Source organism: Kluyvera georgiana (assembly GCF_050990895.1).
GTDB classification, from domain to species: Bacteria; Pseudomonadota; Gammaproteobacteria; order Enterobacterales; family Enterobacteriaceae; genus Kluyvera; species Kluyvera georgiana.
This window is the reverse complement of sequence record NZ_CP158865.1, coordinates 897208-920278: the sequence shown is the minus strand read 5'-3', so window position 1 is coordinate 920278 and position 23071 is coordinate 897208. Positions and strand designations below refer to the sequence as shown.

General features: G+C 55.6%; 22 protein-coding genes. 13 read left to right on the top strand and 9 right to left on the bottom strand.

What is annotated here, in order from left to right; genetic code table 11:
- The first annotated feature begins 87 nt into the window (after nt 1–87).
- From mutH to ABTW00_RS04425, 4 genes are all read left to right on the top strand, one after another.
- Complete coding sequence (gene mutH, locus ABTW00_RS04440) at nt 88–783, top strand: DNA mismatch repair endonuclease MutH (RefSeq protein WP_433639098.1); 696 nt, start codon at nt 88–90, stop codon at nt 781–783.
- A gap of 120 nt (nt 784–903) precedes the next feature.
- Nucleotides 904–1617: a TerC family protein gene (locus ABTW00_RS04435; RefSeq protein ID WP_064542974.1), complete on the top strand. Its 714-nt coding sequence runs from the start codon at nt 904–906 to the stop codon at nt 1615–1617.
- 123 nt (nt 1618–1740) lie between these two features.
- Nucleotides 1741–1959 (top strand): YgdI/YgdR family lipoprotein, encoded by a 219-nt coding sequence (locus ABTW00_RS04430; protein WP_035893968.1) that lies wholly within the window; start codon nt 1741–1743, stop codon nt 1957–1959.
- Nucleotides 1960–2087: 128 nt separating this feature from the next.
- The gene (locus tag ABTW00_RS04425; RefSeq protein WP_065358151.1) at nt 2088–3128 is read left to right on the top strand and encodes an NADP(H)-dependent aldo-keto reductase; all 1041 of its coding nucleotides are present in this window, start codon (nt 2088–2090) and stop codon (nt 3126–3128) included.
- Between the two features lie 131 nt (nt 3129–3259).
- Here ABTW00_RS04425 and lplT read toward each other — a convergent pair whose 3' ends face one another.
- Together lplT and aas are read right to left on the bottom strand one after the other, a co-directional pair.
- Nucleotides 3260–4453, bottom strand: a complete 1194-nt coding sequence (gene lplT / locus ABTW00_RS04420; RefSeq protein ID WP_433639095.1) for a lysophospholipid transporter LplT — start codon at nt 4451–4453, stop codon at nt 3260–3262.
- Complete coding sequence (gene aas, locus ABTW00_RS04415) at nt 4446–6605, bottom strand: bifunctional acyl-ACP--phospholipid O-acyltransferase/long-chain-fatty-acid--ACP ligase (RefSeq protein WP_433639093.1); 2160 nt, start codon at nt 6603–6605, stop codon at nt 4446–4448. The genes lplT and aas overlap by 8 nt, the downstream gene beginning before the upstream one ends.
- A gap of 617 nt (nt 6606–7222) precedes the next feature.
- On the opposite strand from aas, the gene galR reads away from it, so the two are divergent.
- On the top strand, nt 7223–8239 hold the full coding sequence (galR, locus tag ABTW00_RS04410; protein WP_064542962.1) for an HTH-type transcriptional regulator GalR: 1017 nt from the start codon (nt 7223–7225) through the stop codon (nt 8237–8239).
- Here galR and ABTW00_RS04405 read toward each other — a convergent pair.
- From ABTW00_RS04405 to ABTW00_RS04385, 5 genes are read right to left on the bottom strand one after another with little or no spacing between them, the layout of a single operon-like run.
- Nucleotides 8200–8679: a GNAT family N-acetyltransferase gene (locus ABTW00_RS04405; protein ID WP_433639089.1), complete on the bottom strand. Its 480-nt coding sequence runs from the start codon at nt 8677–8679 to the stop codon at nt 8200–8202. The genes galR and ABTW00_RS04405 overlap by 40 nt on opposite strands.
- Nucleotides 8676–9449 carry a GntR family transcriptional regulator gene (locus ABTW00_RS04400; RefSeq protein WP_064542956.1) on the bottom strand — a complete coding sequence of 258 codons (774 nt, stop codon included), beginning with the start codon at nt 9447–9449 and terminating at the stop codon, nt 8676–8678. Before ABTW00_RS04400 ends, ABTW00_RS04405 begins: the two co-directional genes overlap by 4 nt.
- Nucleotides 9450–9496: 47 nt before the next feature.
- Nucleotides 9497–10924: a glycoside hydrolase family 1 protein gene (locus tag ABTW00_RS04395; protein WP_433639086.1), complete on the bottom strand. Its 1428-nt coding sequence runs from the start codon at nt 10922–10924 to the stop codon at nt 9497–9499.
- 7 nt (nt 10925–10931) lie between these two features.
- Entirely contained in the window at nt 10932–12269 is a 1338-nt protein-coding gene (locus ABTW00_RS04390) for a PTS sugar transporter subunit IIC (protein WP_064542950.1), read from the bottom strand.
- Nucleotides 12244–12549, bottom strand: coding sequence for a hypothetical protein (locus ABTW00_RS04385; protein WP_433639083.1), 306 nt, complete (start codon nt 12547–12549; stop codon nt 12244–12246). The genes ABTW00_RS04390 and ABTW00_RS04385 overlap by 26 nt, the downstream gene beginning before the upstream one ends.
- Nucleotides 12550–12571: 22 nt before the next feature.
- On the opposite strand from ABTW00_RS04385, the gene ABTW00_RS04380 reads away from it, so the two are divergent.
- Nucleotides 12572–13582, top strand: a complete 1011-nt coding sequence (locus ABTW00_RS04380; protein WP_064542944.1) for a LacI family DNA-binding transcriptional regulator — start codon at nt 12572–12574, stop codon at nt 13580–13582.
- Nucleotides 13583–13662: 80 nt separating this feature from the next.
- Here the strand turns inward: ABTW00_RS04380 and lysA are convergent, their stop codons facing one another.
- Nucleotides 13663–14925 (bottom strand): diaminopimelate decarboxylase, encoded by a 1263-nt coding sequence (lysA, locus tag ABTW00_RS04375; RefSeq protein ID WP_065358147.1) that lies wholly within the window; start codon nt 14923–14925, stop codon nt 13663–13665.
- Nucleotides 14926–15045: 120 nt separating this feature from the next.
- Here lysA and ABTW00_RS04370 point away from each other — a divergent pair, with 120 nt between their 5' ends.
- Nucleotides 15046–15981, top strand: coding sequence for a LysR family transcriptional regulator (locus tag ABTW00_RS04370; RefSeq protein WP_433639079.1), 936 nt, complete (start codon nt 15046–15048; stop codon nt 15979–15981).
- Here the strand turns inward: ABTW00_RS04370 and ABTW00_RS04365 are convergent.
- A complete protein-coding gene (locus tag ABTW00_RS04365; protein ID WP_064542936.1) occupies nt 15968–16660 on the bottom strand; it encodes an aspartate/glutamate racemase in 693 nt (230 codons plus the stop codon). The genes ABTW00_RS04370 and ABTW00_RS04365 overlap by 14 nt on opposite strands.
- A 141-nt stretch (nt 16661–16801) precedes the next feature.
- Between ABTW00_RS04365 and ABTW00_RS04360 the strand changes: the two genes are divergently transcribed.
- The 6 genes from ABTW00_RS04360 to ABTW00_RS04335 all read left to right on the top strand — a co-directional run bounded on the left by ABTW00_RS04360 (nt 16802) and on the right by ABTW00_RS04335 (nt 23019).
- Nucleotides 16802–17128 carry a cupin domain-containing protein gene (locus ABTW00_RS04360; RefSeq protein ID WP_064542933.1) on the top strand — a complete coding sequence of 109 codons (327 nt, stop codon included), beginning with the start codon at nt 16802–16804 and terminating at the stop codon, nt 17126–17128.
- 205 nt (nt 17129–17333) lie between these two features.
- Nucleotides 17334–18254, top strand: a complete 921-nt coding sequence (locus tag ABTW00_RS04355) for a hypothetical protein (RefSeq protein WP_433639075.1) — start codon at nt 17334–17336, stop codon at nt 18252–18254.
- 538 nt (nt 18255–18792) lie between these two features.
- Nucleotides 18793–19683, top strand: coding sequence for a carbohydrate ABC transporter permease (locus ABTW00_RS04350; RefSeq protein WP_065358143.1), 891 nt, complete (start codon nt 18793–18795; stop codon nt 19681–19683).
- Nucleotides 19676–20578 carry a carbohydrate ABC transporter permease gene (locus ABTW00_RS04345; RefSeq protein WP_106925888.1) on the top strand — a complete coding sequence of 301 codons (903 nt, stop codon included), beginning with the start codon at nt 19676–19678 and terminating at the stop codon, nt 20576–20578. The genes ABTW00_RS04350 and ABTW00_RS04345 overlap by 8 nt, the downstream gene beginning before the upstream one ends.
- Before the next feature lie 12 nt (nt 20579–20590).
- Nucleotides 20591–21718, top strand: coding sequence for an ABC transporter ATP-binding protein (locus tag ABTW00_RS04340; RefSeq protein ID WP_064542921.1), 1128 nt, complete (start codon nt 20591–20593; stop codon nt 21716–21718).
- Nucleotides 21719–21732: 14 nt separating this feature from the next.
- Nucleotides 21733–23019: an ABC transporter substrate-binding protein gene (locus ABTW00_RS04335; protein WP_065358230.1), complete on the top strand. Its 1287-nt coding sequence runs from the start codon at nt 21733–21735 to the stop codon at nt 23017–23019.
- Nucleotides 23020–23071: the final 52 nt, after the last annotated feature.

Here is a 23071-nt window from a genome sequence, read left to right as displayed (position 1 = left end):
CGTTGATATATTTACTCAGAAAAAGTTAAACTCTATCCACACCCGGCAAAACAGTCGTTCATTTTTTCACCAAAAGGCGCTTTCATCATGTCAATGCTCGCCCCGCTTCCCGAATCGCCCAAAACCCAGGCCGAGCTGCTTGCGCAGGCGCAGCGTCTGGCGGGCTATTCGCTGGGCGAACTGGCGGCGATGGCCGGTATCGTCCCCCCCAAGGATTTGAAGCGTGATAAAGGCTGGATTGGCGTGCTGCTGGAAATCTGGCTCGGCGCCAGCGCCGGCAGCAAGCCAGAGCAGGACTTCGCCACGCTGGGGGTCGAACTGAAAACGATCCCCATTGACCGCCAGGGACGACCGCTGGAGACCACCTTCGTCTGCGTGGCGCCGCTGACCGGCAATTCCGGCGTCACCTGGGAAAACAGCCACGTTCGCCACAAGCTCAAGCGCGTATTGTGGATTCCGGTAGAAGGCGAACGGACGATCCCGCTCGCCGAGCGCCGCGTCGGCGCGCCGCTGCTGTGGACGCCGAGCCCGGAAGAAGAACATCAGCTGCAAATGGACTGGGAAGAGCTGATGGATCTGATTGTTCTGGGGCAGGTCGAACGCATTACCGCGCGTCACGGTGAAGTGCTGCAGCTACGCCCAAAGGCAGCCAACAGCAAAGCGCTGACTGAAGCCATCGGTGCGCATGGTGAACCGATTATGACGCTGCCGCGCGGTTTCTATCTCAAAAAGAACTTCACCGCCGCCTTGCTGGCGCGCCACTTTATGCTGCAAACGCATTAATTTTTTTGCCCTGCCGCGCACCGGGATTATACTCCTCGTGCTGCTGGCGGCAGGATTGCCCCACAGCACCCACAAAGTACATCTATTGACGCTTTCGCTTTTTTTGGCAGGACTTATCTAATGTTATTTGCATGGATCACCGACCCCAACGCCTGGCTTGCGCTCGGTACGCTGACGCTGCTGGAGATCGTTCTGGGGATCGATAATATTATTTTTCTCTCTCTGGTTGTGGCTAAGCTTCCTACCGCGCAACGCGCCCATGCCCGTCGTTTAGGGCTGATGGGGGCGATGGTCATGCGTCTGGCGCTGCTGGCCTCTATCGCCTGGGTGGTGAAGCTCACCAACCCGCTGTTCACCGTGTTCGATCAGGCCATCTCCCTGCGCGATATTATCCTGCTGCTGGGCGGCCTGTTCCTTATCTGGAAGGCCAGTAAGGAAATTCACGAGTCGATTGAAGGTGATGAGGAAGGGCTGAAAACGAACGTACATTCGTTCCTCGGCGCAATTGTGCAGATCATGCTGCTGGATATTATCTTCAGCCTCGACTCGGTCATTACCGCAGTGGGCCTCTCTGACCACCTGTTTATCATGATGGCGGCGGTGGTGATTGCCGTGGGCGTAATGATGTTTGCCGCGCGTTCAATCGGCGAGTTTGTCGATCGGCATCCGTCGGTGAAAATGCTGGCGCTGTCGTTCCTGATTCTGGTCGGCTTTACGCTGATCCTCGAGAGCTTCGACATACACGTGCCGAAAGGCTATATCTACTTTGCCATGTTCTTCTCAATCGCGGTAGAAAGCCTCAATCTGCTGAGAAACAAAAAAAATCCGCTCTAATCTGTCGCCCATAGCCCTCTTTTGAGGGCTATGTCTGATTTTTTTAAGATTTTCCTGCTTTATGCTAGCCCTGAGGTCGGTTATTACTAGACTATTGAGAGTGCGGCGATGAAGGGGATGACGATGACAAAATGGGCAGTATTGATTTCCGCAGTAGGTCTAGCGTTTGCAGTTTCCGGCTGTAGCAGTGATTACGTCATGGCAACAAAAGATGGCCGGATGATCCTCACCGACGGTAAACCCGAAGTCGATGACGATACCGGGCTTATCAGCTACGAAGATCAGCAAGGCAATAAAATGCAGATTAACCGCGACGACGTATCACAGATCATCAAGCGATAAAGTTAGAGAGGTCAGCCGCTTGCTGGCCTTTTTTCATTTTCTGCTTTCCCTTTTTCTTCCCCTCTGCCATTTTTATATTCCTTTGTCGGGACTCTTTCCCGACGCTGTTGATAAAAGGAAGCCGGCTTATGCAGTACCACCGTATCCCCCACAGCTCTCTTGAGATAAGCACCCTCGGGCTTGGCACAATGACGTTTGGTGAACAGAATAGCGAAGCCGACGCCCATGCACAGCTTGATTACGCCGTGAGTCAGGGTATCAACCTGATCGACGTCGCGGAGATGTATCCTGTGCCGCCGCGCCCGGAAACCCAGGGCCTGACTGAAACCTACGTTGGCAACTGGCTGGCGAAACGCGGCAACCGTGAAAAACTGGTGATCGCCTCTAAGGTTAGCGGCCCGTCACGCAATAACGACAGCGGCATCCGCCCCAATCAGGCGCTGGACCGTAAGAACATTCGCGACGCGCTGCACAACAGCCTGACGCGCCTGCAAACCGACTATCTCGACCTCTACCAGGTGCACTGGCCTCAGCGCCCAACCAACTGCTTCGGCAAATTGGGCTATACCTGGGCTGATTCCGCGCCGGTCGTATCGCTGCTGGAAACGCTGGAAGCACTCACCGAGTATCAGCGCGCTGGGAAAATTCGCTATATCGGCGTCTCGAACGAAACCGCGTTTGGCGTGATGCGTTACCTGCATCTGGCCGATAAACACGACCTGCCGCGTATTGTGACCATTCAGAACCCGTATAGTCTGGTCAACCGCAGCTACGAAGTCGCGCTCTCAGAAGTGAGCCAGTTTGAAGGCGTTGAGCTGCTGGCCTATTCCTGCCTGGCGTTCGGCACCCTAACCGGTAAATACCTGAACGGCGCCAAACCGGCTGGCGCGCGCAATACGCTGTTTAGCCGCTTTACCCGCTACAGCGGCGAGCAGACGCAGAAGGCTGTCGCCGCCTATGTGGACATTGCCAAACGCCATAACCTCGACCCGGCGCAGATGGCGCTGGCGTTCGTCCGCCGCCAGCCGTTCGTCGCCAGCACGCTGCTGGGCGCGACGACGATGGAGCAGCTGAAAACTAACGTGGAAAGTCTGCATCTGGAGCTGAGCGAAGAGGTGTTAGCGGAAATTGAAGCGGTGCATCAGGTCTATACCTACCCGGCACCGTAAAATGTAGGCCAGATAAGGCGGTTACGCCGCCATCCGGCAAGGTGCCGCATCGTGCCGGATGGCGCTTACGCTTATCCGGCCTACAATGAATAGCCGTAGCCCGGCCAAGCGTAAGCGCCGCCGGGTTCACATCAGCGTCGCTTACCCCACAGCCACAGCACGATAATCGCCAGCGCAAACAACACACCGAAGCCCACGCCTACGCCGACAACCGGAATATTCACCGCTACCGCCAGCGAGTACAGCCCCAGCATCAGCAGCATCGCGCTGTTTTCACCGAGATTCTGTACCGCAATCGCGTTGCCCGAGCCAACGGTATGTTTACCGCGATCCTGCAATAGCGCATTCAGCGGCACGATAAAGAATCCGCCGCAGATACCGATGATAAACAGCAGCACGTAAGCCGGCAAAATCGCGTGCTGAAGGGCGAAAATCGCCACGACGACGCCAATCAACACCCCGGCAGGCATACAGCGCGCCACCGTTTCCAGCGTGACCAGCTTCGCGGCCGCCCCGGCCCCCACCACAATCCCCACCGCAACCATCGCGTTCAGATAGGTTGGCGTGGCGTTATCGGTAATCCCCAACGCCACCGGAACCCACAGCACCAACAGGAAGCGCAGCGTCACCCCGGCGCCCCAGAACAGGCTGGTGCCAAGCAGAGAAAAACGCGTTTCACCGTTGTGCCACAACACAATGCAGGCGTTAAAGAAATTGTGGGTCATGGGACGAAAACGCCAGGACTGGCCCGGACGCGCGGCTGGCAGTCTGGGAATAAAGAGGTTAGCCACCACCGCGCCGCCGTAGACGATCGCGCAGAGCGCCAGTGCGCCCACCACATTCCAGTCAGCCACGACGCCGCCGGCCACCGAGCCGATCAGAATCGCCGCAATGGTCGACGCTTCCATCAGGCCGTTGGCCTTCACCAGTTTATCGCCGGTCGTCAGTTCCCCGAGAATGCCATACTTCGCCGGCGAGTAAGCCGCCGCGCCGATTCCCACCAGCGTATAGCCGATAAACGGATTCAGCCCCACGCAAATCATGGCCGCGCCAATCAGCTTCAGGCCGTTGGCGAACATCATTACCCGACCCTTACCAAAACTGTCCGCCACCTGGCCGACGAACGGCGCAAAGACGATGTAAGCGCCCACAAACACCATTTGCAGCACCGGCTGGCTCCAGTCCGGATAGTATTGCTGCTTCATCAGCGCCAGCGTGGCAAACAGCAGCGCGTTGTCGCCAAAAGCCGAGAGGAACTGGGCGGCGATAACCGCCATCATGCCCTTCGACCAGATAGAGGTGTTAGTGTGTACTGACTCACTCATGTGGGTGTTCCGTCTCTGCAACCATGCTCTTAAGGGTGACGAAATCCGGTTTACCGCTGCCCAGCAGCGGCAGCTGCTTCATCCAGCGAATGTCACGAGGGACCGCCAGCTCCGGCACGCCATGGGCCCGCGCATACTGCAACAGTTTGTCGCGGGTCAGTTCATTATCGGTGGTAAATAGCACCAGCGCCTCGCCTTTGCTGGCATCGGTTTTCACTGCCGTGGCGTGCATCTTCTCAGGCGATACGCCCAGCGCCATCTGTTCAACCGTTTCCAGCGACACCATTTCGCCGGCAATTTTAGCAAACCGCTTTGCGCGCCCCTGAATCTGAACGTAGCCCTGAGCGTCAAAAGCGACAATATCACCGGTGTCGTACCAGCCGGTTTCCCGCTCGCCGTGCTGATTCTCCGCCGTCGGCGCTTCCAGCACGCCGGGATTTTCAACGCGCAGGTAGCCGCACATCACGTTCGGCCCTTTCACCTGCAGGCGACCGCCCTGCTCAATACCCGGCACGGCCAGCAATCTCGCGTCCATACCCGGCAGAATGCGCCCTACCGTGCCCGGTTTTGCCGCCATTGGCACGTTAATCGACACCACCGGCGCGCATTCGGTTACGCCATAGCCTTCCAGAATGCGCAGGCCAAACTTGTCCTGCCACAGTTCTTTGGTGCTCTGTTGCAGCTTTTCCGCCCCGGCCACGACATAGCGTAGACGATAGAAATCGTACGGGTTGGCGAATCGCGCGTAGTTGCCCAAAAACGTTGAGGTACCGAACAAGACGGTACAGTTACGGTCATACACCAGCTCCGGAACCATGCGGTAGTGCAACGGGCTGGGGTAGAGGAACACCTCCGCGCCGGTCAGAAGCGGCGTAAACAGCCCGACCGTCAGACCAAACGAGTGGAACAGCGGCAGCGCCGACATAAAGCGGTCATTGGCGGTAAAGTCGGCGATGGTTTTGATCTGCTCGACGTTCGCCAGAATGCTTTTGTGGCTGTGCACCACCCCTTTCGGGTGGCCTTCCGAACCGGAGGTAAACAGAACGATCGCCGGGTCCTCCGGCTGCTGCGCCACCTGCGCCAGACGCGGCATCAGCACGCGCGAAAAGATCCACAGCTTATCGGCGGTGGTGACATCGCCTTTTAAATCTTCAAGGAATACCCAGCGAACCTGGGTTAACTGCTCGGTCAGGTGCCAGAGCTTGCCTTTATCAAGAAACGTGCGCGAGGTAAAAATCGTGCCAATTTGGGCAGCGGTAATAGCGCTGGACAGCCCTTTAACTCCGGCAGTGTAGTTCATCATCGCCGGAATACGCCCGCGGGCAATCGCCCCGAAGATAACCGCGGCGCTGATACCGGCGTTCGGGAGCATCAGGCCGATCTTTTCGCCCTTCTGGCTGTACTTTTCGAGGATACGCGCCACAAACAGCGTTTTGGTCAGCAGTTTACGGTAGCTGTCCGGCTGGAAATTGATATCTTCCACGCACGCTTTTTTTTCGCCGTAACGGTGCATCGCCGTCAGCAGCGATTCATACAGCGTTTCACGCGGGCGCACCGCCATGCGGGCTTCCATCATAATCTGGTGCAGCATTTCACCGGCAATACGGCGGCGGTCGCGAGCGCGCGGCGCTTCCGGCATCGGCAGCGTAGTTGGCGGCAACAGGTGAAGTTGAATGCGCGGGAAAAGGCGGCGTTTCACTAACCCTTTCAGGCGACTAAAGTAGCTCAGTTCCGCGCCTTCAATACGCACCGGAATAATCGTCGCCCCGGACTTCGCCGCCACAAAGGCCGCGCCGTCGTAAATCTTCATCAGCGAACCGGAGACCGAAATGCGCCCTTCCGGGAAAATCACCACCGGGCGCCCCTGTTCGATCAGGCGCACCAGATGCTTGATAGACATCGGTTTTGTCGGATCGAGCGGCACAAAATCGATGATCGGCGTCAGCCAGCGCATGAACCATTTTTGGGAAATAGAGGTATAGACGGCAAAAACCGGGCGAACCGGGAGAAACAGCGCCAGCAGAATGCCGTCGATAAACGAGACGTGGTTAGGTGTAATCAGCACTTTAGGCTGACTTAACGCCTCTGTGTTACCGGTCATCCGTACCCTAAATAACACCCTGAAAAGCTGTCGGAAGAAACAGAGAAGCATACCAACTCCTTTTGCCAAAGATTTGTCTTTGCAAAGGGTACACGAGAAAAGCGGGGAAAAGCAGCAGACGGGGAGACAGAGGTAAAAAAAAACCTGCGCTTCTGCGCAGGTCGGTGTAAGTGATGCGTACGCAAAGCGTACTTTGAAACATTCACCAATCAATACCTCTGGGACCGCTATTGTCTCCCCCCTACCGCCAGGCAGCCAGTTTAAAAGCGCAAGAGAATGAGCGGAAATGCAACGAGGTATTGCGATTGTGGGGAACTGTAACAGCGTATATTCAGGCAAAAAAAACCTGCGCATCTGCGCAGGTTGGTGTAATTGAGTGGTCAACCTTGTGGGCGACTTCACCTATCAATACCTCTGGGATAATCAGATTAGCAACTCGCGTAACGCGTTCTCCAGCAGACATTCGCAACAGCATCTCGCAAAGTGTAAGCAAACGTTTGAATATTCCTGTTTAGTTGCAAAAGCGCGGTGTAACTTTTCCACAAAGCGTTATAAACGCATCAATATTGTGCAATCCACCACAGACTCGGCCTTGAATAGCACCGGGATTTCCGTAAAACTGTTAGGGTGTAAACGTTTACCCCTTCGAATCTTCTTTAAGGCATATTATGGCGACAATTAAAGATGTGGCCCGGATGGCAGGCGTCTCTGTCGCCACCGTTTCCCGCGTCATCAACAACTCTCCAAAAGCCAGCGATGCCTCGCGCCAGGCCGTCCACTCCGCCATGGAGACGCTCAGCTATCATCCCAACGCCAATGCTCGGGCGCTGGCACAGCAATCAACGGAAACCGTCGGCCTGGTGGTGGGCGATGTCTCCGATCCTTTTTTTGGCGCCATGGTCAAAGCCGTGGAGCAGGTCGCCTATCACACCGGCAATTTTTTGCTGATTGGCAACGGCTACCATAATGAAATGAAAGAACGCCAGGCCATCGAGCAGCTGATCCGCCACCGTTGTGCGGCGCTGGTGGTACACGCCAAGCTGATTCCCGACGCTGAGCTGGCAGATTTAATGAAGCAAATGCCCGGCATGGTGTTGATCAACCGCATTCTGCCCGGTTTCGAAAAACGCTGCGTGGCGCTGGACGACCGTTACGGCGCCTGGCTGGCGACCCGCCATCTGATTCAACAAGGGCATACGCGCATTGGCTATATCTGTTCCAACCACGCGATTTCGGATGCGGAAGACCGACTGGCGGGCTACTACGATGCGCTAAAAGAGCACGGGCTACCGTGCAACGACCGGCTGGTGACCTTTGCCGAGCCGGATGAAAGCGGTGGCGAGCAGGCCATGACCGAGCTGCTCGGTCGCGGCAAGCAGTTTACCGCCGTCGCCTGTTACAACGACTCGATGGCGGCGGGCGCGATGGGCGTGCTGAATGATAATGGTATCGACGTACCGCAGGCTATTTCGCTGATTGGATTCGATGACGTGCTGGTTTCCCGCTACGTGCGACCACGGCTGACCACCATCCGCTACCCGATTGTCACCATGGCCACCCAGGCCGCCGAACTGGCGCTGGCGCTGGCAGAGAACAAACCGCTACCGGATATCACCCACCTGTTCAGCCCTACGCTGGTACGCCGTCACTCGGTGATAGCCCCGGCGGAAGAGGTTAAATCGTAGCGATAAAGATGGACGGTGGTGTCCGGGTAATCGAGGGCATCACCGAGGTACTGCCAGCCGAAGCGTTCGTAAAAATCCCGACATGCCGAATAGAGATGCAGTTCCGTATATCCCTGCTGCGCGGCATAGGACATCACGTGCCGCTGTAGCTGGCCCGCCAGACCGCGGCCACGCGCCTCTGGCGTGACGTACAACGCCGCCATCCACGGCCACAAATCCTGACGGCTGATTAAATCGCAGCGCCACAGCCCTACCGTCCCTAACAGTTTAGCGTCCTCAACGGCAATAAACGTCAACGGCAGCGCGCCCGGACGCTGGCTGTGGTCGATGATGCTGGCAAAAAATGCCCGCAACAGACCATCACCGCCAAAGGCATGCCATAGCCAGTCGGTCACCTGATCGGCATACTGCGGGCGGTCGTAGAGCGGCAGAATGGTCACATTAATTTTCCCTGGAAGATGGGCACCGATTCAAACAGATAGCCGTCAAAATCCGGCGCGTCCTCGTCAGACAGCTCCATCAGACTGTTTTTGACGTTCTCAAGGTGCTGCCACATCGCCTGCCAGGCTCCCATGACGTCGCGGCGGCGTAGCGCGGCCAGAATAGTCTGCCGATCGCCGAGCCATTTCAGCCGATAGGTGCGGCTGGCAATATGGGCGTTAAACTGCTGCCACAGCGGGCTGCTGTCCATCTGGATCCAGACGCGTTCGATAGTCGCCAGCAGCATCTGATTTTGCGTCGCGCCCGCCAGCACCAGGTGGAACAGTCGACCGTTGTCCTGGCTGGTGTCATTGAGCGCAATCGCCCGCTGCTCTTGTTCGATAATCTGCTTAAGGTTGTCGATATCTGCGCGGGTGGCCATCTTCGCGGCGAAAGCGGCAATGTTACTCTCCAGCAATTGACGCGCCTGCAGGATTTCAAATGGCCCGACGTCGCTGCTTAGCATCTGCTCTTCCTCACCGTCGCTTTCTTGCGGAATACGCATCACGTACACGCCGGAGCCCTGGCGAATATCAACCGTCCCCTGTAGCTCCAGCATTAACAGCGCCTCGCGCACGATGGTACGGCTAACGCCGTAAGTTTCAGCGATATTGCGTTCCGGCGGCAGGCGCGACCCGACGGGATAACGGCCCTGCATAATCTGGGCGCGCAAATCATCGCCAATCTCCTGATAGGGTTTCTTTTCCGGCGGGACGGTAGCCTTCTCCACAATTTCACCTGTACGTTATGCCAATACCGGCGCTATCTTAGCAAAAATCAGCGCCATTCATCATCGATATCCACCGTCAGCTCGCGGCTGTCGCGCAGTTGACGGAACCAGCGGGCAGAGGCTTTTGGCCGTCGCGCGCGGTCGTTATGGAGGTCGATTTCAATCAGCCCGTAGCGGTTTTTAAAGGCGTTCATCGGCGAAACGTTGTCGGTAAAGGCCCACAGCATATAGCCGTGGCAGTTGGCACCGTCTTCTCTCGCCCGCAGCGTTTGCCACAGATGCTCGCTGATAAAACGGATCCGATAGTCGTCGGCAATCACGCCATCGGCGTTACGGAACTGGGCTTCATTTTCCACCCCCATACCGCTCTCGGCGACAAACCACGGAATATTGCGATAGTCCTTTTTGATGCGCATCGCCATGTCGTAGACAATCTGCGGGTAGATTTCCCAACCGCGCGAGTTGTTCATCTTTCTGCCCGGCAGTTCAAACGGTTCGTAGTACCAGGCCGGGTGGAACGGCGTCTCGGGATGCCAGGCGCGCGACGGCGCTTTTACCCGATGCGGGTAGTAGAGGTTAATGCCCAGTTCATCGACCGTATTATCACGGATGATCGCCAGTTCGTCGGCACTGTAGTCCCAGGCAACCGCATGCTTCTCCAGCAGCGTGAACAGCTCTGCCGGGTAAGCGCCGTGCACCAGCGGGTCAAGGAATACGCGGTTGTAGAACAGATCGTACACCTCCGCCGCCCGCAGATCGTGAGCGGCGGAGGAACGCGGATAGGTCACCTCCGGGTTGAGAATGCAGCCGACGGTTCCTTGATATCCTTTCTCGCGGAATAGCTGCACCACCTTCGCCGTCGCCAGCACCTTATGGTGATTCCACTGCATCCATTTGCCGGTGTTTTGTTCATACGGCCAGCGTAGCGCATCCAGATAGACGCGGGTCTGCACCACAATCGGCTCATTAAAGGTAAACCAGCGCGTCACCTTGTGATGATAGCGGGCAAACACCTGCTCAACGTAGCGCACATACAGCTCAACCACCTTTTTCGACCCCCAACCGCCGTACGCCTCCAGCAGGTAGCCCGGCAGCTCGTAGTGCTCAAGGCAGATCATCGGCTCAATACCGTTGGCCAGCAGCTCATCAAACAGCTGGTCATAATAGGCGGCATACTCTTCATCCACCGTCACCGCCTCGTAATCGGTTAAAAAACGCGACCAGTTGATGGAAGTTCGGTAATGGGTCAGCCCCGCCAGCTTCATCAACTGCACATCTTCGCGAAAGCGGTTGATAAAATCGGTGGCAACCGCCGGGCCGTAGCCGTTATGCCAGACGTGACGGTCGTGCTTGTACCAGAGATCGGGCCAGGAATCCTGGCCCGGCTTCTTCCCGCTCCAGCCTTCCGTCTGCCAGGCCGAGGCCGCGGCCCCGAGAATAAAATCATCGGGAATCGTTATCCGTTTTGTACTCATAGCGTCCTCAGAAGTTATCGGTAGCCGGGGATTTTGCCGCCAGGCGCTCGGAAATCTCGGCGCGTCGGGAAGCGATTTTGACGAACGGCAGGTAAATCAGCACCGCCACGACGATACAAATCAGCTGCGTCACCACCGCTCCCATCGAGCCAGCGGTGGAGAGCCAGGCGTTGATCAGCGGCGGCGTGGTCCACGGCACCATCACCACCGCTTTACCGGCAAACCCGGTGACGGTGGCGAAATAGCCGATACTGCCGGTCACCAGCGGGGTGATAATGAAGGGAATCGCCAGGATCGGGTTAAGCATGATCGGCATACCGAAGATCACCGGCTCGTTGATGTTGAAGATCCCCGGGCCAATCGACAGCTTGGCGATCTCTTTCATCTCTTTACGCTTGGTGGCAATCATCACTGCGATCAGCAGCCCAATGGTCAGCCCGGAGCCGCCGATGCTCATATACACGTCCCAGAACGGCATCGTAATAATATTCGGCACCTCTTTACCCTGCTCGAAGGCGCTCATGTTGACGGTAATCGCCCCTAGCAGCAGCGGTTCGCGGATAGGTTTGATCATCTGGTTACCATGAATGCCAATCACCCAGAAAATCTGCGCGACGAACATCAGCAGCAGGATCCCCGGCAGGCTCTGCATCACCCGCTCCAGCGGCTGTTGCACCACCTGATAAACCGCATCGTAGAGGTACATGCCGGTCAGTTGATGGAAGATAAAGCCGAAGGTGGCGATCGCGGTGACGGTAATGATCGCCGGGATCAGCGCAGAAAACGACGCGGCGACGTTCGGCGGCACGGTGTCCGGCATTTTGATCTTCAGCCCGTTACGCGTTTCCAGCCAGCAGTAGATCTCGACCGACAGAATGGCGATAAACATGCCGAGGAACAGGCTGCGGGTATCAGAGAACTGACGCAGCAGCACATCTTTAACTTCGTGCATCTGCCCGTCGACCATCATCTGTACGGTGGTCGGCGTGACGCAGATAAAGCAGATCACCGCCAGCAGGCCGGGGAACAGCGTCTTAATACCGTTGATCCTTCCCAGCTCGATGCCGATCAGGAACACGGCGCCGATGTTGAGGAAGTTCAGCGTGGCGTAGTTGATGGCGCTGGTAATCGGTTTGAGAGACGCCAGAAACGACAGCGACTGGAAGCTGGCGAGACCATTTTTCGGATCCAGCACCATGTTGGAGATCAGTACGGAGAAAGCGCCAACGATGATCACCGGCATCAACGTAATAAAGGCGTGTTTGATCGCCATGATATAGCGATAGCTATTGAATTTCGTGGCGAAACTCCCCAACGAATCAATCAGTTTGTCCTGCAATGCCATAAGAAAGTACCTCAAATTTAAGGGCTTTATCGCGCATCCGGTGTACAGCCAAACACCTTTTGGTATACCAAAAATAATCATCTTCAATGAAAAGTTCTGTGATTAAGCTCCCAACCTCCATTTTGGTATTCCAAACTGAAAGAAATACCATTATTGGCATACCGCATGTCAGAGGCGCGGTTCTTAGCGCGATTAACTGCAAAAGCGTGATCGCGATAGGTTTTTTATCCGCTGTAGAGTTCGTATGAGTGGTGAATGTCTGTGATAAACTGCGGGTCATCACGGAGTTTCAGGGATTAACAATGGCAACAATGCTGGATGTCTCAATACGCGCTGGCGTGTCGAAAGCAACGGTCTCCCGTGTACTGAATGGTACCGGTCAGGTCAAAGAGAGCACCCGTAAGCAGGTGTTTAAAGCGATGGAGGAGTTAGGCTACCGGCCAAACTTTCTGGCGCGCTCGTTGGCCAATCGCACCAGCAACAGCATTGGCCTCGTTGTCTCTACCTTCGACGGCTTCTACTTTGGGCGTTTGTTACAGCAGGCCTCCCGTCAAACGGAAGCCTGGGGTAAACAGCTGATTGTTACCGATGGCCACGACACGCCCGAGCGTGAAGAACAGGCGGTGCAGATGCTGGCCGACCGCCAGTGCGACGCCATCGTGCTCTACACCCGCCATATGAGCGAAAAAGCGATCATGTCGCTGGTGAACAGCACGCCGATGCCGCTGGTCGTCATTAACCGCGACGTCAGCCAGGCACGCGATCGCTGCGTCTTCTTCGAACAGCAGGATGCCGCATTCCAGGCGGTAGAGTATCTGATTTCTCAAGGGCACCGGGACATCGCCTGTATTACCGTTCCTATTCATACGCCAACCGGTAAAGCGCGTTTGCAGGGCTATCGTCGGGCGCTGGAACAAAACGGCATAAAATGGGATCCGGCAAAAGTGAAGCATGGTGATTCCACCATGAACTGCGGCTATGACATGTGCAACGCGCTGCTGGAAGAGAAAGTGAAGTTCAGCGCGCTGTTTGCCTGTAACGATGACATGGCGCTGGGCGCGTCGAAGGCGCTGCATCAGGCGGGGCTACATATTCCTCAGGACATTTCGCTGTTTGGTTTTGATGATGCGCCTAGCGCCAAATGGCTGGAGCCGGGGCTGTCGACGGTATACCTGCCGATCGACAACATGATCGTCACCGCCATTGACCAGGCCATTAAGCTGGCCGCGGGCGAAGAGATTGAAACCATTCCGCCGTTCACCGGCACGCTGGTATTGCGCGATTCGGTCACGACGGGACCGTATTACAAATAACGTGCCGGATGGCGGCGCAAGCGCCTTATCGGGCCTACATCCCCGTAGGCCCGATAAGCGCAACGCCATCGGGCGTTCCCTCAGATAAGCTCCAGCGCCAGCAGCTCTTCAATCGTCTGACGACGACGAATCAAGCGCGCCACGCCGTTATCAAACAGCACTTCCGGCAGCAGCGGTCGGCTGTTGTAGTTTGACGACATCGACGCGCCGTAAGCACCGGTATCGTGCAGCACCAGATAATCACCCGGGACGACCGCAGGCAGCAGGCGAGTTTCCACTTTGCCCCCTTCCTGCTGGGTGAAGACATCGCCGGATTCACACAGCGGACCCGCCACCACGGTTTCAATCTGCGGGGCGTTTTCCAGCGCACGACCATCGCCCGCCAGCGCGGAAATATGGTGATAGCTGCCGTACATCGCCGGACGCATCAGATCGTTGAAGCCCGCGTCAATCAGTACAAAGTGACGACTGCCCATCGCTTTTACGCTGCGCACCTGCGCCACCAGCACGCCGGATTCCGCCACCAGGAAACGCCCTGGTTCGATCTCAAGCTTCACCGGGTGGCCCAGGTGTTGCGCGATTTGCTGACGCGCGGCATCCCACAGGCCAAAGTAGTGATCGGTGTCGATCGCCTCCTCGCCCTCGCGATAGGGGATCGACAGCCCGCCACCCGCGGAGATCGCTTCCAGATCCTGACCAAACTCCACCACCTGACGCACCATCGCGCCGCACACCTGCTCCAGATGGCCATAATCGACGCCGGATCCGATATGCATGTGAATGCCCACCAGCTTCAGCTGATAACGCTGGATCACCGCCAGCGCCGCCGGCAGATCGCTGTACCAGATGCCATGTTTGCTGTTTTCGCCGCCGGTGTTGGTTTTCTGACTGTGGCCGTGGCCAAAACCAGGGTTAACGCGCAGCCACACGCGATGCCCCGGGGAGATGCTGCCAAGCTGCTCAAGCATATCGACTGACCCGGCATTCACCGGAATGCGTAACTCGTGCACTCGGGCCAACGTGGCTTCATCAATCATATCGGCGGTAAAAACGATATCGTCACGCCCTTCGCCCGGCTCATAGCCTGCGGCCAGCGCGCGTTCAATCTCGCCGAGGGAGACGGAATCCACCTTCACGCCCTGCTCGCGCATCAGACGCAGAATGTGAATATTCGAGCACGCCTTCTGGGCAAAACGCACCACATCAAACTGGTTCAGTTTGGCAATCTGAGCGCGAATAATTTGCGCATCGTACACCCACACCGGACAGCCAAATTCGGCAGGCAGGCGCAGCAGGTTGTCGGCGGTGAGGTCGGTTTCGGTATTGTTGAGCGGACGTGGCATAGCGGACTCCGGTAATTATCTTTTTTATGATTACGCCACAGGCGAAAGAGAATAAAAAATATCGTTTTATCGTGAGTCTATGCAAAAATGATATGGAGTACAGACCTGTGAGGATCGCCGATGCCAGCCGTAAACCTGCGCCATATTGAAATCTTTCATGCCGTTATGACGGCAGGAAATCTGACGGAAGCCGCGCGAATGCTGCACACCTCGCAGCCGACCGTCAGCCGCGAGCTGGCACGCTTTGAGCAGGTTCTCGGCTTAAAGCTGTTTGAACGCAGCCGAGGGCGTTTGCACCCGACGGTGCAAGGGCTGCGGCTGTTTGAAGAAGTGCAGCGATCCTGGTATGGGCTGGACCGTATCGTCAGCGCCGCCGAAAGCCTGCGCGAATTTCGTCAGGGTGAGCTGTCGATTGTCTGCCTGCCGGTGTTCTCGCAATCTTTTTTACCGCCGCTGCTCCAGCCGTTCCTCGCGCGCTACCCGCAGGTCAATATTCAAATCGTGCCGCAGGAGTCGCCGCTGCTGGAAGAGTGGCTGTCGGCGCAGCGCCACGATCTGGGCCTGACGGAGACGCTGCACACGCCCGCCGGCACCGAGCGCACGCCGCTGCTTACGCTCAACGAGGTGTGCGTTTTGCCGCAGGCACACCCGCTGGCCGCGAAAGCGGTGCTAACGCCTGCCGATTTTCAGGGCGAGAACTACATCAGCCTGTCGCGCACCGACAGCTATCGCCAACTGCTGGACGCGCTGTTTAATGAGCATAAGGTGAAGCGTCGCATGGTCGTTGAAACGCACAGCGCCGCGTCAATCTGTGCGATGGTCAAAGCCGGCGTCGGCCTTTCGGTGGTGAACCCGCTAACGGCGCTGGACTACGTCAACAGCGGCGTTGCCATTCGCCGCTTTAGCGTCGGCGTGCCGTTCACCGTCAGTCTGATTCGCCCCCTGCACCGCCCGGCCTCGGCGCTGCTGGAGACGTTTACTGCCCATCTTCAGGCGCATCTGTCACGCATTACCGACCCGCTGGAGGCGGTGCTTAGCGAGATTAAGAGAGCATAAACGCCACCGCGTCTTCGGCATGAATCGCCGCCGTATCAAACACCGGTAGCGGGCTCAGTTCAGCGGGCACCAGCAGGCCAATCTCGGTGCAGCCAAAGATCACCCCTTGTGCGCCCTGCTTCGCCAGCGCCGCTATCACGCCCAGGTAATAGTCGCGGGAGGCCTCGCTGAATTCACCAAGACAGAGCTCGTCAAAAATGATCTGATTGATCTTCTGCCGCTCGTCCGCTTGCGGGATCGGCGTATCGATCGCAAATTCCGTCTGCAAACGCCCGCGGTAGAAATCCTGTTCCATGGTGTAACGCGTGCCGAGTAGCGCGACATTGTTCATCTGTTGTTTTTGAATCGCACGGCCCGTGGCGTCGGCTATATGCAGGAACGGCACGTCGCAGGCGGTTTCAATCGCTTCGGCCACTTTGTGCATGGTGTTAGTGCACAGCACGATACCTTCCGCCCCCGCCTGCTGAAGGCCCCGCGCGGCCTGAGCGAGGATCTCGCCCGCACGCGGCCAGTCGCCCTGTGACTGACACAGTTCAATCTCGTGGAAATCCACGCTGTGCAGTAAGATCTGCGCCGAATGCAAACCGCCAAGACGCTGCTTTACCCCTTCATTAATCAGGCGATAGTAGGGAATGGTCGACTCCCAGCTCATACCGCCTAACAGACCGATCGTTTTCATCGTGGTTCCTTGTTCGTTGTCGTCCAGCCAGTGAAGCAAAGTTGTGATCAACTTTCCACATCTGCGGCTCGCGTTTTCTTTTTGATCGTTTCTGATATAAATTTAATGAAACACCGTTTCAACATAAAACAGGACAGCCGGATGTTTATTTTCCATAAAGAAACCACGCTTGAAGATCTGGGCAATGGCGTAACCCGCCGCATTCTCGCACACGATGGCAAGATGATGGCGGTTGAAGTCAACTTCGAACAGGGCGCGATTGGCCCAATGCACAACCACCCGCACGAGCAGCTGACCTACGTGCTGTCCGGTGAGTTTGAATTCACCATCGGCGATGAGAAGCACGTAGTTACCGCAGGCGATACGCTGTACAAACAGCCGAATATCATGCACGGCTGCGTGTGCCTGAAAGCCGGCACCCTGCTCGATACCTTCACTCCGGTGCGTCAGGATTTCCTGAAAGCATAATCGCCGACACATCAGCCGCTTTTCATCACGAAAGGCGGCGATTCTTTATAGCCCCTTTCCCCTTCCCGCTTTTCAGATTCCGCACGAATTTTCACGCATTCCGCTGAGATCTAACGTCGATTTCCATCACAGTCGCCGAAAAATAATGCGCGTTATGCTAGTGCGCATCTGCCGTTATTGGTCAGGAAATGAAAAAGGGAATTTTATGAAAGTACTCACACTCAGCGATTTACACCCCGCGGACGTATTGCTTTTCTCACCGGAGAAGAAAAGTTTTATTTCCTGGGCAATTACCTTTCTGACCGATGCGCCGGTCAGTCATGCCGCAATGTATTTTGAGACCTGCCCGCCCACAATCGTAGAAGAAACGCCGCCACAGGTGACCACCAACCCCGCCGAAAAGCGTTTCAAGGGCCGCACCATTCATGTTTATCGCCACACGACAGGGGCTCCACTCACCCCCGTCACCCAGGCAGCACGCCAGCACCTGAATAACCAGGAACCCTATGACCATGCCGGGCTGTATATGGTTGGACTGCTGCTGATGTATAAAAAATTCTCGATAACCAGCCAAAAACAGCAGGTTATTATTCGGATACTGAAAAAACTGACCGCGACGATAACCCAGTTTATTCAGCAACAGCAAACGCCCGGTAAACACCCGATGGTCTGTTCACAGTTCGTCGCTCAATGCTTTGACGATGCGGGAAGCGCCTTCCGCCTGCAGTTCCGCCACGCCACGCACCTGGATTCGGCCATAGGCGAAACGCTGCTCGATAAAGCCGCCGACTGGATGAAGCAGCGCCAGGTGACCTTCAATCAATATGATATGAACGCCGCGCCGGAAACCGCCAGCGATGAAGCGCTGTGCGAAGCTCTGCATCACGCCTTTATGGACAATAACACGCAACCGACACCGGCCATGACCGATGCGCTGGCGGAAGCTATTTACTATTTTGCCCAGGCGCACGCGTCGCTGTTGGACCTGGATACCACCGTCAGGCGTTTCGATCCGCTGGCTGCGCTGCGGACCAATCAAAATATGTTTGTCTCGCCGGGCGATTTGATGCGCCATTGCACAAATTTAACGCCAATCGGAATTGTGATGATTCCGACAAATAGCTGACGCGTCATACCCACGAATACATTCCTGATGTTTCCCAAATAAGTTCTTTATTGTGATCAAAGCCTCATCTTTTTCGCTGAGGCTTTATATTTTTCGCCCCCAGTAAAGATTAGCCAATTAATCGTTTTAACAATTAATTATATCAAGATTAATAGATACTAGCGGCCGTCAACTTCCATACCAGAAGCCCCGAATGGTGCAGCCTGAAGGGCAAAAACGCCATCGCCGTCACTATAATGAAACATCGTTTCGACTCTGATCACATTTTCACGATTAATCGCATGACGTAGAAACAAATCGCAATAAAATAAATTTAAAACGGTGTTTTATAAAATGATTGTCGCAAAGCATGAGATTTTGAAACGCAACAACACCGAACAATGGACGAAGTTAATTTTTATTGTATTACATTCACTTACAGGGAAAGGCTGCATGACCGACACCAAGTTAACGCTTTAAATGCTCTGGCGCCAGCAGGCGCGAGGGATGTAACCAACACCCAATCCGTTTGACACACTTGTTCGCCAGGTAGGTATGTATGAATGAAAACAGAATGCTGGGTTTGGCGTGGATTTCACCCTATATAATCGGGTTGATAATCTTCACGGCCTTCCCGTTCGTTTCATCTTTCTTCCTCAGTTTTACTGAGTATGACTTGATGAGTCCACCGGTGTTTAACGGCATCGAAAACTATCGCTACATGTTTACCGAAGACACGCTCTTCTGGAAATCCATGGGCGTGACCTTTGCCTACGTATTTTTGACAATCCCATTAAAACTGGCATTTGCTTTGGGGATTGCGTTTGTTCTTAACTTTAAATTACGCGGAATCGGCTTCTTCCGTACCGCTTACTATATTCCGTCTATCCTTGGTAGCTCCGTGGCGATCGCGGTGCTGTGGCGTGCGCTGTTCGCCATCGACGGCCTGCTAAATAGCTTTATCGGCGTACTCGGTTTCGATCCGGTTAACTGGCTGGGCGAACCATCTCTGGCGCTGATGTCCGTAACCCTGCTGCGCGTATGGCAGTTCGGCTCCGCGATGGTTATCTTCCTGGCGGCCCTGCAAAACGTTCCGCAGTCTCAGTACGAAGCGGCGATGATTGATGGCGCCTCTAAATGGCAGATGTTTATGAAAGTGACCGTGCCGCTGATTACGCCGGTTATCTTCTTCAACTTCATCATGCAGACCACTCAGGCATTCCAGGAGTTTACCGGACCGTACGTCATCACCGGCGGTGGCCCAACCTACTCAACGTACCTGTTCTCGCTGTACATCTACGACACGGCGTTCAAGTACTTCGACATGGGTTACGGCGCGGCGCTGGCATGGGTACTGTTCCTGGTTGTAGCAGTCTTCGCTGCCATTGCCTTTAAGTCTTCAAAATACTGGGTGTTCTACTCCGCCGATAAGGGAGGCAAAAATGGCTGATATTCAACAAATCTCCGACGCACAAAGCATCGCTGAACGTGAGGTTGCCCGCACCCTTCGCCGTGAGAAGATCAACGCATGGGTTCGCTACACCATCCTGCTGATTGTCGGTCTGTTAATGCTCTACCCGCTGGCGTGGATGTTCTCGGCGTCGTTCAAACCGAACCACGAGATCTTCACCACGCTGAGCCTGTGGCCGGCACACGCCACCTGGGACGGCTTTATTAACGGCTGGAAAACCGGTACCGAGTACACCTTCGGTCATTACATGCTGAACACCTTCAAGTATGTCATCCCGAAAGTGATTCTGACCATTATCTCCTCCACCATCGTGGCGTACGGCTTTGCCCGCTTCGAGATTCCGTGGAAGAAGTTCTGGTTCGCAACGCTCATCACCACCATGCTGCTGCCGAGCACCGTACTGCTGATTCCTCAGTACCTGATGTTCCGTGAAATGGGCATGCTGAACAGCTATATGCCGCTGTACCTGCCGCTGGCCTTCGCCACGCAAGGGTTCTTCGTCTTCATGCTGATTCAGTTCCTGCGCGGCGTACCGCGCGACATGGAAGAAGCGGCACAGATTGACGGCTGTAACTCCATCCAGGTGCTGTGGTATGTGGTGGTACCGATTCTGAAGCCGGCGATTATCTCCGTCGCCCTGTTCCAGTTCATGTGGTCCATGAACGACTTTATCGGCCCGCTGATCTACGTCTACAGCGTTGATAAGTACCCGATTGCACTGGCACTGAAAATGTCCATCGACGTCACCGAAGGGGCGCCGTGGAACGAAATTCTGGCAATGGCGAGCATCTCCATTCTGCCATCCATCATTGTGTTCTTCCTGGCACAGCGCTACTTCGTACAGGGCGTGACCAGCAGCGGAATTAAAGGTTAAGAGGGATATATCATGGCTGAAGTTATTTTCAACAAACTGGAAAAAGTGTACTCCAACGGCTTCAAAGCGGTACATGGTATCGACCTGAAAATCGCAGAAGGTGAGTTTATGGTGATCGTCGGTCCGTCCGGCTGCGCCAAGTCCACCACCCTGCGTATGCTGGCTGGTCTGGAAACCATCAGCGGCGGCGAAGTGCGTATCGGCGAGAAAATCGTTAACAACCTCGCGCCGAAAGAGCGTGGGATTGCGATGGTGTTCCAGAACTATGCGCTGTATCCGCACATGACCGTACGTGAGAACCTGGCGTTCGGCCTGAAGCTGAGCAAAATGCCGAAAGATCAGATCGACGCCCAGGTGAACGAAGCGGCGAAAATCCTCGAGCTCGAAGAGCTGCTGGACCGTCTGCCGCGTCAGCTCTCCGGTGGTCAGGCACAGCGTGTGGCCGTAGGCCGCGCGATTGTGAAAAAGCCGGACGTATTCCTGTTCGATGAACCGCTGTCGAACCTCGATGCCAAGCTGCGTGCGTCAATGCGTATCCGTATTTCCGACCTGCACAAGCAGCTGAAGAAATCCGGCAAACCGGCAACCACCGTTTACGTTACCCACGATCAGACCGAAGCGATGACCATGGGCGACCGTATCTGCGTGATGAAGCTCGGCCACATCATGCAGGTAGACACCCCGGACAACCTGTACCACAAACCGAAAAACATGTTCGTTGCAGGCTTTATCGGCGCGCCGGAAATGAACATCCGCGCCAGTAAACTGGTGAGCAAAGAGGGTCGACTGAACCTGAGCATCGGCGATGAGTTTATGCCGCTGAGCGAAGATCTGCACAACAAGCTGACGGCGCAAGAAAATCAGGAAGTGTTCTACGGTATTCGTCCGGAATTCGTCTCCCTGTCCGACGAGCCGTTCGCTGAAGGCGGCTGTAGCGGTGAGATGGTTCGCGTGGAAAACATGGGGCACGAGTTCTTCGTTTACCTGAAAGTCGCGAACTACGAGCTGACGGCACGCATCCCTTCAGATGAAGCTAAACCAATGATTGATAAGGGGCTTCATCGCAAGGTGTACTTCAAGTTTGACATGAATAAATGCCATATTTTTGACGCTAAAACTGAACAGAACCTCTCCCTCTAATCTGGAGTATTAAAATGAAAAAAGTGCTTTTAAGCGCAGCAATCTCCGCCACCCTGGGCCTCACGGCCCTCCCTTCAATGGCAAAGGATGTCGATCTTCGTATGTCCTGGTGGGGCGGTAACGGCCGTCACCAGGTCACACTGAAGGCGCTGGAAGAGTTCCATAAGCAGAATCCAGACATTAACGTAAAAGCGGAATACACCGGCTGGGACGGCCACTTATCCCGTCTGACCACCCAGATTGCAGGCGGTACCGAGCCGGACGTGATGCAGACTAACTGGAACTGGCTGCCGATCTTCTCCAAAAACGGCGACGGCTTCTACGACCTGAACAAAATGAAGGACGTGATCGACTTAAGCCAGTTTGATGCCAAAGAGCTGCAGTCCACCACCGTCAACGGCAAGCTGAACGGGATCCCAATCTCCGTGACCGCACGCGTGTTCTATTTCAACGACGAAACCTGGAAACAGGCTGGCGTTGAATACCCGAAAACCTGGGACGAGCTGATGGCGGCGGGTAAAACCTTTGAAAGCAAGCTGGGTAAACAGTACTACCCGGTGGTGCTCGAGCACCAGGACACCCTGGCGCTGCTGAACTCGTATATGACGCAGAAGTACAACATCCCGGCGATTAATCCGGAAACCAAGAAATTCTCCTACACCAAAGAGCAGTGGGTTGAGTTCTTCCAGATGTATAAAAAGCTGGTCGATAGCCACGTGATGCCGGACACCAAATACTATGCGTCATTTGGTAAGAGCAACATGTATGAGATGAAACCGTGGATTCAGGGTGAGTGGGGCGGTACCTACATGTGGAACTCCACCATTAACAAATACTCTGACAACCTGAAGCCGCCAGCGAAGCTGGAGCTGGGTAGCTATCCAATGCTGCCGGGCGCCACCGACGCGGGTCTGTTCTTCAAACCGGCGCAGATGCTGTCTATCGGTAAGTCGACCAAGAACCCGGAAGCGGCAGCGAAAGTGATCAACTTCCTGCTGAACAGCAAAGAAGGCGTGGATACGCTGGGTCTGGAGCGTGGCGTGCCGCTGAGCAAGGTTGCGGTGAAATACCTGACCGAAGACGGCATCCTGAAAGAGAGCGATCCGTCCGTTGCTGGTCTGCGTCTGGCGCAGTCTCTGCCGGCGAAACTGAGCGTGTCTCCGTACTTCGACGATCCGCAGATCGTGGCCCAGTTCGGTACCACTCTGCAGTACATCGACTATGGTCAGAAATCGGTTGAAGACGCGGCAGCCGACTTCCAGCGCCAGGGTGAACGTATCCTGAAACGCGCAATGCGCTAATCGCGCCATCATGTGTTAATACCCTGCAACTTCGGTTGCGGGGTATTTTTTT

Coding starts and splice junctions, on each gene's coding strand:
- mutH (WP_433639098.1), top strand. CDS start 88: ATGTCAATGCTCGCCCCGCTTCCCGAATCGCCCAAAACCCAGGCCGAG.
- ABTW00_RS04435 (WP_064542974.1), top strand. CDS start 904: ATGTTATTTGCATGGATCACCGACCCCAACGCCTGGCTTGCGCTCGGT.
- ABTW00_RS04430 (WP_035893968.1), top strand. CDS start 1,741: ATGACAAAATGGGCAGTATTGATTTCCGCAGTAGGTCTAGCGTTTGCA.
- ABTW00_RS04425 (WP_065358151.1), top strand. CDS start 2,088: ATGCAGTACCACCGTATCCCCCACAGCTCTCTTGAGATAAGCACCCTC.
- lplT (WP_433639095.1), bottom strand. CDS start 4,453: ATGAGTGAGTCAGTACACACTAACACCTCTATCTGGTCGAAGGGCATG.
- aas (WP_433639093.1), bottom strand. CDS start 6,605: ATGCTTCTCTGTTTCTTCCGACAGCTTTTCAGGGTGTTATTTAGGGTA.
- galR (WP_064542962.1), top strand. CDS start 7,223: ATGGCGACAATTAAAGATGTGGCCCGGATGGCAGGCGTCTCTGTCGCC.
- ABTW00_RS04395 (WP_433639086.1), bottom strand. CDS start 10,924: ATGAGTACAAAACGGATAACGATTCCCGATGATTTTATTCTCGGGGCC.
- ABTW00_RS04390 (WP_064542950.1), bottom strand. CDS start 12,269: ATGGCATTGCAGGACAAACTGATTGATTCGTTGGGGAGTTTCGCCACG.
- ABTW00_RS04385 (WP_433639083.1), bottom strand. CDS start 12,549: ATGACCCGCAGTTTATCACAGACATTCACCACTCATACGAACTCTACA.
- ABTW00_RS04380 (WP_064542944.1), top strand. CDS start 12,572: ATGGCAACAATGCTGGATGTCTCAATACGCGCTGGCGTGTCGAAAGCA.
- lysA (WP_065358147.1), bottom strand. CDS start 14,925: ATGCCACGTCCGCTCAACAATACCGAAACCGACCTCACCGCCGACAAC.
- ABTW00_RS04370 (WP_433639079.1), top strand. CDS start 15,046: ATGCCAGCCGTAAACCTGCGCCATATTGAAATCTTTCATGCCGTTATG.
- ABTW00_RS04365 (WP_064542936.1), bottom strand. CDS start 16,660: ATGAAAACGATCGGTCTGTTAGGCGGTATGAGCTGGGAGTCGACCATT.
- ABTW00_RS04360 (WP_064542933.1), top strand. CDS start 16,802: ATGTTTATTTTCCATAAAGAAACCACGCTTGAAGATCTGGGCAATGGC.
- ABTW00_RS04355 (WP_433639075.1), top strand. CDS start 17,334: ATGAAAGTACTCACACTCAGCGATTTACACCCCGCGGACGTATTGCTT.
- ABTW00_RS04350 (WP_065358143.1), top strand. CDS start 18,793: ATGAATGAAAACAGAATGCTGGGTTTGGCGTGGATTTCACCCTATATA.
- ABTW00_RS04345 (WP_106925888.1), top strand. CDS start 19,676: ATGGCTGATATTCAACAAATCTCCGACGCACAAAGCATCGCTGAACGT.
- ABTW00_RS04340 (WP_064542921.1), top strand. CDS start 20,591: ATGGCTGAAGTTATTTTCAACAAACTGGAAAAAGTGTACTCCAACGGC.
- ABTW00_RS04335 (WP_065358230.1), top strand. CDS start 21,733: ATGAAAAAAGTGCTTTTAAGCGCAGCAATCTCCGCCACCCTGGGCCTC.